Origin of the sequence: Methanosarcina baikalica (assembly GCF_031461075.1) — an archaeon.
Classification (GTDB): domain Archaea; phylum Halobacteriota; class Methanosarcinia; order Methanosarcinales; family Methanosarcinaceae; genus Methanosarcina; species Methanosarcina baikalica.
Map to the genome: position 1 here is coordinate 1 of NZ_JAVKPK010000096.1, position 10,968 is coordinate 10,968.

Sequence of the window (10,968 nt, forward strand, 5' to 3'; positions counted from 1 at the left end):
CTATTAGCTAAATTCCCAATTTTTTCATCTTTTTCTACTGCTGAATTTTCTCATTTTTCATCTTTATTTTGTTATGTACTAAACATCTTAGTACTTACCCACCCTAAGTGCTCACATATCTTTCTTGTGGATTTCTTTTTGTAATATTTTTTCATTCAAATTAGTTAGATTTTCTTTGAGTACCATAAAGAGTGTATTAAGCAATTTGATGGTTATATTCCATAAGTCTTTTAACTAAAACTGGTTTTACCTTATCTATATGAATGAGCAGGGTCTTTCTGAAAAAGAAATATTTTCCTATTTGGAAAATGTAAAGTCAGAAGATACGGACTACTATAGGGTTTTGAGTTCGATGTGCACTCACCCTCATAAAATCGCTGTTGAGGCTCACAGGCTCTTTATTGAGGCTAACCTGGGCGACCTGGGACTTTTTGCAGGCGCTCACAGCCTGGAAAAAGAAGTGATCATGATGTTAGGGGAACTTCTTCATGCTCCGTCTGTCAAAATTCCTGTGGAAAAGGCCTGTGAAAGTTCGGTTTGCGGTTACCTTACGACAGGAGGCACTGAATCCAATATCCAGGCTGTCAGGGGCATGAAAAACGTCATAACTGCAGGAAAGAAAGAATTAGGGAAAATTCCCAATATAGTCATTCCCGAATCGGCTCATTTTTCATTTGATAAAGTCGCCGATATGATGGGTATTGAAGTCCGAAGAGCTCTTTTGGATTCTGAGTTCAAAGTGGACCCTGCCTCTGTGGAGAGTCTGATGGATGCAAATACTATAGGGCTCGTAGGGATTGCAGGAAACACGGAATTTGGCCAGATAGATCCTGTCGAGGAACTCGCAAAACTTGCTCGTCAACATGAAATTTTCCTTCACATCGATGCAGCTTTCGGAGGCTTTGTGATCCCATTCCTTGAAAATCCCTATCCTTTCGATTTCAAAGTCCAAGGCGTTACATCCATTGCAATAGATCCTCATAAAATGGGCCTTTCCACAATCCCATCAGGTGCCTTGTTGTTTAGGTCTCCTTCTTTCCTAGATTCCCTCAAGGTAAGTACTCCATATCTTACCACGAAGGAGCAGTTTACTCTTACAGGTACCCGAAGCGGGGCTTCAGCTGCTGCCACATATGCTGTTATGAAGCATTTAGGCCGTGAAGGATACGTTAAAAATGTACAATATTGCATGCAGCTTACCGCAAAATTGGTTGAAGAAGCTCGAAAACTCGGTTTTGAACCTCTGCTCGAACCTGTAATGAACGTAGTTGCCCTGAGAGTTCCGAGCCCTGACCTTGTCCGGGATCAGCTCCTCAGGAAATTCGGCTGGAACGTCTCAATTACCCGTACCCCTAGATCTCTTCGCTTGGTTCTGATGCCTCACAATACAGCCCGAGACGTCGAAGAATTTCTCCAAGATCTAAAAAAAGTAACAGCAGAACTTTAAAACCATTAATTAAAAACTTTAAAACTATTAATTATCCTTTTTAACCTGATATTTCCTTTTAATTCCTTTGTATCCACTTGTATTTCCCTTTAATTTCCTTTAATTCCTTTAATTCCTTCAATTTCTTTGTATTCCTTTGTATTCCCTTATATTTCCCTTTAATTTCCTTTAATTTCCTTTAATTCCTTTGTATTCCCTTGTATTTCCCTTACATCTCTGTCTCTATATTTTTTCGATATTTGCTAATCTGTTAATCATGCACAAGCAAATATCTATAATATTATTGCCAAATAGCAGATGGGATAAGTTATTTTTATGAGGAAAACTTTATAGAGGGAACTTTATAAATAGAACTAACGCGCCAACCTCCTATTTGCCGATAATTAATAGGCATTTGCAAAAATACTCTGGATTTAATGCTTAAAGTTCATATTTCAGGTTAAGGTTTATAAATTAAATAACTTAAAAATTCATAATTTAACAAAGATATAATAAGCTAGGAGTTTTTTAATAAGCTAGGAGTTTTTTAAAATTCAAATTTACCGTTTTATCATGTACTTTATATTATAGAAATAAGTATGGGGGCGTTTATTTCATGAAATCTTCATTGAAAATAGGAAATGTAATGGGTATACCTATCAAACTGCACATAACTTTTCTTCTGATACTGCCCATATTTGCTTATGTGTTTGCGATCAACCCGCAGCCTTTTGGTTTTGAGGGAGTTGAGCCGCCTATCACGAGGTATGCGCTTTCAGTCCTGACTGCTATTCTGCTTTTTGCTTCAATTCTTTTACACGAACTTGCACACTCCTATATGGCAAGGCGTTACGGGGTCAATATTGAGAGCATCACTCTCTTCCTTTTTGGAGGGGTATCAGCTATGGAAGAAATGCCCAGGAAACCCGGACAGGAAGCAAAAATGGCCTTTGCCGGACCTTTTACGAGCCTTGTAATAGGCTCTATCTGTCTCCTTATATATGGAAATTTTATTTCCCCCAACCCTTCACTTTCTCAAAGCCCGGTATATTTTATTCTCTGGATTCTTGGAGCCATGAACCTCATACTCGGGATCTTCAACCTGCTGCCTGCTTTTCCAATGGACGGGGGTAGAGTACTCCGCTCCTTCTATGCAAGAAAAATGTCTTATGTGAAAGCCACACAGAGCGCAGCAGCTGTCGGGAAGTTTTTTGCCATTCTAATGGCAATTTTCGGAATTCTTATCGGGAATCTGTGGTTCCCTCTGATCGCGCTTTTTATTTACGTCGGCGCATCTGAAGAGGAACGTTCTACTCAGGCCGAGGTAACTCTCGAAAATATCATGGTCAGGGATATCATGACAAAAAATGTTGTTTCCGTTAATCCTTCCATGAGCATTGAAGACCTGGTCCAGTTTATGTTTGAGAAAAAACACATGGGTTATCCTGTAATAGAGGGAGACAGCCTGAGAGGAATCGTAACCTTTACTGACATCCAGCGTGTTCCATATCTTGAACGCCCTGTTGCCCTGGTCTCGGATATTATGACAAAAGATATCATATCCGTACCTTCGGATGCGCAGGCCAGCGATGTCCTTAAGCTGGTTTCGTCTAAGAACATAGGAAGGGTTATAGTCGTTGATAACGGGAAGGTTGTAGGAATCCTTTCAAGAACAGATCTTGTACGAATCTTAAAACTCAGGTCAGAGTAATATTTAAAATGTTTCCTCATCAAAGGAATTTATTAACCTGAAATTTATTAACCTGAAATTTATTAAAAGGGGTTTTATCAAAAGAAATTATATCAAAAGATATTTCTTTCTTAAGTTCTTTATGAATAGGGACATCTAAAGAAATATATCAAATATGTTTATAAATCTTTATATAAAATACTGATTATAGAAATAGTGGTGAAAATTCTAAAGGCAGCAAAATATAAATCCCTGGCAGGTAATTACCACCAGTTAAGTTTGTAGCTCGGTTATTTATAGCTCGGTTATTTATAGCTCGGTTATTTATAGCTCGGTTATTTTACGTGGAGAGCTCAATTATTCCTGCGATTAATACAATCCTTTAAGTGATGTATTCTCATTCATCATTTCTAATTCGTCGCAGCAGAGAGATTAGCAATGGACAAACCTGAAATTACAGATTCTCAGGACAAGGATCCTGACTACAGTTTTCATAGTTCATCTCAGGAGTCAATATATTCTATGGACAAACTCGTGACCGAATCCGCAGAAAGTTCTATTTCTGTTGGAAAGTCTAAACTTTCTGATTCTTCAATTACCATGCAAGAGGAAGATAAAATTTCTGTGCCGGTATCCAAAGTAGATGCAGGCGATAGTGAAGCAAAGCTTGATATAAATTCCGAACTGGTTGCAGAATCTATTCCTGATTCAGCTTCGGAAATCTCAATTCTTTCACCATTCCAATTTCCAGATGAGCATCAGGCCGAATTCAAGCCTTCAAAAATTGTGCTTATAGGGACAGCTCATGTTTCGGAAAAGAGTGTTGCTGAGGTCAAGGCTGCTATCAGGAATTTGAAACCAGATGTTGTAGCTGTCGAGCTCTGCAGAGGACGTTATGATGCCCTGAAGGGAAACGTGCAGGAAAGTCAGGTTCCTATCAAGGAAATTCTCTCTGAAGGGAAAATCTACTACTACCTTATTCACTGGCTGCTTGCCTATATGCAGAAAAAGATCGGCGATGATATGGGTGTAAAGCCCGGAGCTGAGATGCTTTCTGCGATCGAGGAAGCTGAATCTGTCGGGGCTAAAGTTGCCTTAATTGATCGGGACATCCACGTGACGCTTCAACGTTTCTGGGGAAAGATGAAATTCCTGGAAAAAATCAAGATGATTAGCTCCCTGGTAGGTGGCCTTATAGGAATCGGGAAAGGAACCGAGATAGATATTGATCAAATCACAGAACAGGATGTTGTGACTGCCCTTGTAAGTGAACTCAGGGGATTTGCCCCGACCGCGGCTGAGGTTCTCATTGATGAACGGGACGCATATCTTGCAGGAAACATCCTCAAGGTCGCTGCAGGCGGAAACAAAACTGTCGTTGTGGTGATTGGAGCTGGGCACAAACCTGGGGTAATGAATTATCTAAAAAATCCTAAAAGTGTCCCCCCCTTGAATAATCTTATGGAGATTCCTAAGAAGCGTATCGGCATTGGCAAAGTTATTGGCTTTGGTCTTGTCGGTCTTATATTTGCATTTTTCTTGTTACTGCTCTTTTCAGGCGTTTCGCTGAAGACCCTTTTGATAGCTTTCGGATGCTGGTTCATTATCACCGGGACCTTGAGCGCAGCCTGTACTCTGCTTGTAGGTGGTCATCCTTACTCAGTTATAACTGCTTTTTCGGTTGCCTGGCTAACCACTCTGCATCCGTTGATCGCTGCAGGCTGGTTTGCTGGCCTTGTAGAAGCAAAACAACGAAATCCTACCACAGCAGATATAAAAGCCCTTGGAGGGATAGAGACCTTCAGGGAGATGTTCAAGAATAAGTTCATGCGGGTTCTCCTTGTCGCAAGCTTCGCAAATATCGGAAGTGCAACAGGAGCTGTCGTTGCAGCTTATGTCATGATGAGGGTTACTGGCCTTGGCCCTATGGATATTCTCCATGCCGGCTTCACTGCGCTTGGGCTTTGAAATACTCTAAGAGGACTCTAATAGAGTCCCTGAAGTCCTGATAGAGCTGAAACAGCCTGCAATAGAATAGTACTTTTTTATTTCATAGTTTCAAAAATCAGTCAGGGAAGCTAAACTTCCCTTTTTTTGCTTTTCTTTTTAATTAACTTTATTGCATCTCTGTCCGTTTTCTTACTGTATCTTTACTCTGTAAAGAAGGAATTGTAAAAGGGAAGCTGCGTAAGAGAAACTTGCAAGAGAAATTTGCAAAAGAAGTTTTCAAGAGAAACTTACAAAGAAATAAAAAGAAAATACAAATAAATTTACAAAATAAATTTTCAAAAGAAACTTACAAAAGAAACTTACAAAATAAATTTTCAAAAGAAACTTACAAAATAAATTTTCAAAAAAAACTTACAAAGAAATAAAAACTAAAATACAAAAAAGAGTTAGAGCTCAGAAGAGCTCGTGCAATTTGAACTGATATTTCCCGAGTTTTCCGCCGTAGTTTCCTGCGGATATTTTCTTGATGCCCGGAACAGTTACAGCGGCTTTAATTCCTGCTTTCATGGCAGCTTTTATACTCTCTTCATCGAGCCCATTAATAACGATTTCATAAACAGCATTGACATCTGCCGGAATTTCGGTGTTCTCAACCTTAGTTTTTATGGAGGGGCAGAATTTCTCATTAGCAGTAGCTTTCAGGAACTTGTATTTGTTTGCTCCGGATTTGGAACCACTAGCTACAATGCCGCCCGGAAAAGGGGTAATTGTGCCTTCAAGCTCTGTAATTACGTCAACAGCAGCTTCGGCTGCTGTCAGGGCACTCATCTGGGAGTCTCCGAAAATAAAGAAATTTCCACCTGCAATTCCCGTTACAGCTCCTATATTTTCTTCGGTCAGGAAATCCCCTTCCATTATAGGGATTCTATATACTTTGCGACCTGCGATTTGGGTTTCGGACTCCATACCATCTCCGAAGAATTTGAGTTTGAAGCCCACATTAAACTGTTTTTCAGCCTCAGGAAGCCCGTTGAAGACTGCAGTTGTAGGGGCCGTAAGTACACACTGTCCAATCCTTTCAAGCAACTGCTCTTCCAGGCCTTCGTATTTGAAAGTACATATCTGGATGTAAACTCCAGGCCTTCCATCAGGGGTTTCACTCGGGCTCGCTAACCTTTCAATTCCTGCTTCTGCGGGACACATTATAACTGATGTCCCAAAACCGGTTGCTTCAGTAGCTGCCACAAGGGCCCAACGCTTGGTAACTGCTGTTATGAGCACCCGTGAAATCTTGATCGGAAACGCTTCTGCATATGTGTCTTCGATTTCTACTCCATTGATTTCTATAAAAATCCCTCATTTGCTTATTATTGTTATCTTGCAATTAGTTTACGAATAGTCAGGTTTGAACTTTCCTACTTTTTCAGTCCTCTATAATCTTTCGGAACCTTCCAGATACCTTACAGAACAACATAGAATCCAGATACCTTACAGAACAACATAGAATATAGTACTTACTCAAAGTTTTACCTAATCTTAGACATACACTTAAAGTTTTATGCTACTTTTATCTTTTCTGCTTTATTAATGGGGTTAATAATATCAATTATAATATTTATATCAACTATATAATTTTTCAGAGAAAAGTTGAAGAACCGAAAATTATCTTCTCAATAGGCTTTAAAATATCTCTTAATAGGAGTTCAAGATCTTCTTCAATGTGGATGAGTGTCCCTAGAACCGGGGATTTCGAAACATGTGTTTTTTCCGGTATGTCTTCAATTAGTTCAAATTTTGCATCCGGAACCGTTGTGTATACAGGGCCATTTGTTAGCTTATAGGGGGAGTTGCCGCATTACTATCCCGATATTTCCAAGCTCTTTGAGGACCCCTATCCATATTCACTTAAATTCATGAGATTTTTGATTTCTTCCATAAATGTCCCTTGAAATTTCTTTTATGTACAGGCGCTCTCTTGTATTGTAAGGCTTAAAAAGGTCGGGCGCAGTCCCAAGCAGTGTTTCTGCCTTTCCTATTACAAAAAAACCTCCTTTTTCCAGGGCTTGATAAAAATTAAACTGCAATTGTTCCTGAATTTCCTTTTTAAAATATATCATTGCATTTCGACAGATAATAATATCAAAATGATTTATTGTAGGGCCTGATATCAGATCGTGATGCTTGAAATGCGTTATATTCCTCAACTGGTCGATTACCTGATATACTTCTCCCTGCTTCAAGAAATATTGGTTCTTAGTACCCGCATCAACATTTTTAAGCGAATTTTCACTGTATATACCCTTTCTGGCTTTTTCAAGGCTCTGAGCATCAATATCCGTACCTATTATTCTTATTCTATACTTATTAAAATCCTTTTTCAGAACCCTGTGCAGCAGGATAGCAAGGGAATAGGCTTCTTCTCCTGCTGCACAACCCGCACTCCAGATTCGGATTGATTGTATCAGTGATTCTGATCTGTGTTTAACAATAGAAGGAATAATCTCCTTTTCGATTATCCTGAAGGTTTCGGGATTTCGGAAAAATTCACTGACGTTTACAGTAAGCGTCTCAACCAGATATCCATATTCCCGCGGATCCTTTTTCAAAATCTTCAGATACGCTCCATAACTCTCGGAATTGGTAGCTCTTACGCGTACGTTAATCCTGCGCCTGAAATGAGCCTCTTTGTAGTATTCACAGTTAAATCCAGTGTTTTCAGTAATGATTTTCTTTAACAGCTCAAAGCCCGGATCTTCCTCCAAGTTTCTACCCTCAGTTTTATATGGTTTCAAATCAGGGAGTTAACATCAATTATTAAAACAACGTTTCCGTCGCCCAGAATTGTAGCTCCTGCAAATCCTCTGGTATTCTCGAGAAGTCTACTTTTAAAGTTTTTTACAATTACTTCCTGTTTTCCAAGCAATTGATCCACAACTATTCCAATTAATTGCCCAAATTTTTCAACAATAACTATAAAAATGTTTTTTTCTTCCTGAATAGGTAGTTGGAACACCCTCTGCAACCTCAGAAGCGGGACAATTTTATTATTTATTATAATAGCTTCTTCTCCTTTGATATGCCTGACTTCCCGCGTGCTGATTTTGATATTTTTTATTATACTTGTGAAGGGAATTGCATATCTTTCCTTTCCGACTCTTATTAGCATAGCCTGATAAACAGCAATGGTTAAAGGCAGTTTCAATTCGAACATGGAACCAAAACCGGGTTTCGACTCGACTTTTACGGACCCTCCAAGGCGCTCAATTTTGTTTTTTACAACATCCATTCCAATTCCCCTTCCGGAGATATCAGTAACGATGCTGGAAGTGCTGAAGCCGGGAGTAAAGATCAACTGCATTGCTTCCCTTTCCTGAAGCTGTTCCGCCTTCTCTCTGGAGAGAATTCCTTTTTTTAATGCAACTTTTAGAATTTCTTCTGTGTCTATTCCGCGTCCATCATCTTCTATTTTGATAAGGGCAACGTTTTCCTGCCTTAAAGCTGTAATCAGTATCGTGCCAGTCTCTTTTTTCCCAAGTTCTGCACGTCTTTCCGGGACTTCGATTCCGTGGTCAACTGCATTTCTTAACAGGTGAACCAGAGAATCCCCAATTTCTTCAAGGATGGCTCTATCGAGCTTAATTTCTTTCCCTTTGATTATAAAATCGATTTCTTTATTTTGCGCACGTGCAAGGTCTCTTACCATTCTGGGGTAGATATGGGTGATATGATCCAGAGGTACCATCCTTACCTCTATTACTTCCTCCTGGAGTTCTCTAGTTAGCTTGTAGAACTCAGAAAGTGCAAGTTCCAGTTCCTTAGATTTCAGGTTGCCTGTAAGCTCTTTAATCCTACTTCTGTTAATCACGAGCTCGCCAACAAGATTCATCAATTTATCGAGCTGTTCTGTACTAATTCTTGAACTCTGGATATTTTTTATTTTGGGATTGAATTTTGGTGAAACACAGGTCTTACCTTCTCTTTTAGCTTCAAACATTCCTTTTCCAGTTTCATGAATTTCTCTTTCAGCCTCGTAAACTTCTTTTTCAGTTTTATGAATCTCTTCTTCAATTTGATAAACAATATTTGAAATTCTTTCAGTCAGTCTGGCTTCTTCAGTATTTGGAATTTTCTGCTTTTGATTGTTTTCTATTTCTACAAATAGAAGCACATCTTCATCTTTTTGAATGCAGGATTTTTCTGGAAGCTCATCCACAGCCTTTAAGGTTCTCAGCACTTCACGGGTATCAGGATAAGATTCGTATTTATTACCGGTGTCTTTTTTTCTTTTTTCAAGTCCATTTCCCTTATCCTCGCACGCATTTTCTACAAGCTCCTCAAGGGAATCCACACATATGAAAAGAATGTCAATTAAAGACGAAGTAAGTAGAAGTTGCCGTGTGCGCAGTCTGTCTATCAGACTTTCCATTTCATGCGTTAACTCGACAATTTCTTTGAATCCCATCGTTGCAGCCATGCCTTTGAATGTATGGGCTGCACGAAATATCGTATTCATTTGTTCCGTATTTTTAGGATCTTTCTCAAGCGCCAGCAGGGAATCGCTCATTTCTTTGATGTATTTTTCAGACTCTGCCTTGAAAATGCCCATATATTTTGACATATCCATAATTTTCCCTGCCTGTGTGAAAGTTCGTATTTTTCTTTTTTCTCGTATTTTTCTTTTTCGAATGATTTTTCAATACAGAAATCCAGTACGAAGAATTAACCTTTAAATTAGACGGTTTTTTAGTTCGAAAAGTCAGTCTATTATTTTTATAATTTTTTCGGCCATTTCATCCAGAGGGAGCACAAAATCTGCCAGCTTTCGCCTCATAATTTCTCCTGGCATCCCGTAAATTACACATGAGCTTCGGGCTTCAGCAATTATTTTCCCTCCCATTTTTTTGATTTCTTCAGCCCCATCCGCACCATCGCAGTTCATCCCGGTCAGGATCAGGGAAATGACTTTGGGGCCGTAAATCGGGGCAATAGACCTGAAAAGGATATTTACTGACGGCCTTGATCCAAGTTCTTTCGGGCTGCAGGACAGGTGTACCACTTCTTTTTTGTGATAGTCTACTATCTTCTGTACGATTTCCATATGATAGTTTCCAGGGGCCAGGAGTACAGTTCCTTCCTCTACTGTATCTCCTTCCTGCGCCTCTTTTACCCTGAGAGCCGATTTCGAATCAAGCCTTTTAGAAAGAGATGCTGTAAAACCTGCAGGCATGTGCTGTACCACCAGAACTGCAGCAGGGATGTCTGCAGGAAATGAACTTATAAGTTTCTCCAGAGCTCTTGGGCCTCCTGTAGAAGCACCTATTGCAAGAACGTTTCTTATGGAAACTATTTTTTCCAGAGACTTTCTTTCTTCTTTTCTTTCTTTTTTTTCATTTATTTCAGACTTTTCAAGTTCGCGATTTCGCATGCATTCCAGGTTTTCAAGGTTGGCTTTTGCAGCTGTTCTGACTTTTCTGCAAATTTCTCCTGCCATTTCTGGCATGCTCTGGCTGAGAATTCCTTCAGGTTTCTGGATCACATCCACTGCCCCATATTCAAAGGCAGTAAACGTAATCTCTTCAGCTTTCTCCCCAAGGGCTGAAACCATTACTACAGGAACAGGACACTCCTTCATAATCAGGGCAAGAGTCTTAAGGCCGTCAAGAACAGGCATAACATTGTCTAAAAGAACGACATCAGGCGTTAGTTTCTCGATTTTTTCGAGACCGTCTCTTCCATTGACTGCAGTTCCTATAATCCTGATATCCGGGTCTTCACTGAGAATATCGGAAAGGAGCTTACGGATTAGAGCAGAATCATCTACTATGAGTGCGCGGATAGTCATCTCAAGCACTTTTTTGTTAGATATGAAGTTTGATTTAATAATCTGATTTAATAATCTGAT

General features: G+C 39.5%; 7 protein-coding genes. 3 read left to right on the forward strand and 4 right to left on the reverse strand.

The window, feature by feature from the left end; all coding sequences use genetic code 11:
• Positions 1-259: 259 nt before the first annotated feature.
• The 3 genes from mfnA to RG963_RS15420 all read left to right on the forward strand — a co-directional run bounded on the left by mfnA (position 260) and on the right by RG963_RS15420 (position 5,084).
• On the forward strand, positions 260-1,447 hold the full coding sequence (gene mfnA / locus RG963_RS15410; protein ID WP_310577164.1) for a tyrosine decarboxylase MfnA: 1,188 nt from the start codon (positions 260-262) through the stop codon (positions 1,445-1,447).
• A gap of 595 nt (positions 1,448-2,042) precedes the next feature.
• Positions 2,043-3,137 (forward strand): CBS domain-containing protein, encoded by a 1,095-nt coding sequence (locus tag RG963_RS15415; RefSeq protein WP_310577165.1) that lies wholly within the window; start codon positions 2,043-2,045, stop codon positions 3,135-3,137.
• 417 nt (positions 3,138-3,554) lie between these two features.
• Positions 3,555-5,084, forward strand: coding sequence for a TraB/GumN family protein (locus tag RG963_RS15420; RefSeq protein WP_310577166.1), 1,530 nt, complete (start codon positions 3,555-3,557; stop codon positions 5,082-5,084).
• A 435-nt stretch (positions 5,085-5,519) separates the two neighbouring features.
• Here the strand turns inward: RG963_RS15420 and fhcD are convergent, their stop codons facing one another.
• The 4 genes from fhcD to RG963_RS15440 form a co-directional block, all read right to left on the reverse strand.
• Positions 5,520-6,413: a formylmethanofuran--tetrahydromethanopterin N-formyltransferase gene (gene fhcD / locus RG963_RS15425; protein ID WP_310577169.1), complete on the reverse strand. Its 894-nt coding sequence runs from the start codon at positions 6,411-6,413 to the stop codon at positions 5,520-5,522.
• Between the two features lie 554 nt (positions 6,414-6,967).
• Entirely contained in the window at positions 6,968-7,828 is an 861-nt protein-coding gene (locus RG963_RS15430) for a CheR family methyltransferase (protein WP_310577167.1), read from the reverse strand.
• Between the two features lie 26 nt (positions 7,829-7,854).
• Positions 7,855-9,690 carry a chemotaxis protein CheA gene (locus tag RG963_RS15435; RefSeq protein ID WP_310577168.1) on the reverse strand — a complete coding sequence of 612 codons (1,836 nt, stop codon included), beginning with the start codon at positions 9,688-9,690 and terminating at the stop codon, positions 7,855-7,857.
• Positions 9,691-9,822: 132 nt separating this feature from the next.
• Positions 9,823-10,908: a protein-glutamate methylesterase/protein-glutamine glutaminase gene (locus RG963_RS15440; RefSeq protein ID WP_310577170.1), complete on the reverse strand. Its 1,086-nt coding sequence runs from the start codon at positions 10,906-10,908 to the stop codon at positions 9,823-9,825.
• Positions 10,909-10,968 lie beyond the last annotated feature (60 nt).

Bases quoted from the DNA above. Each gene is read 5' to 3' on its own strand.
- mfnA (WP_310577164.1), top strand. From the start codon at position 260: ATGAATGAGCAGGGTCTTTCTGAAAAAGAAATATTTTCCTATTTGGAA.
- RG963_RS15415 (WP_310577165.1), top strand. From the start codon at position 2,043: ATGAAATCTTCATTGAAAATAGGAAATGTAATGGGTATACCTATCAAA.
- RG963_RS15420 (WP_310577166.1), top strand. From the start codon at position 3,555: ATGGACAAACCTGAAATTACAGATTCTCAGGACAAGGATCCTGACTAC.
- RG963_RS15435 (WP_310577168.1), bottom strand. From the start codon at position 9,690: ATGGATATGTCAAAATATATGGGCATTTTCAAGGCAGAGTCTGAAAAA.
- RG963_RS15440 (WP_310577170.1), bottom strand. From the start codon at position 10,908: ATGACTATCCGCGCACTCATAGTAGATGATTCTGCTCTAATCCGTAAG.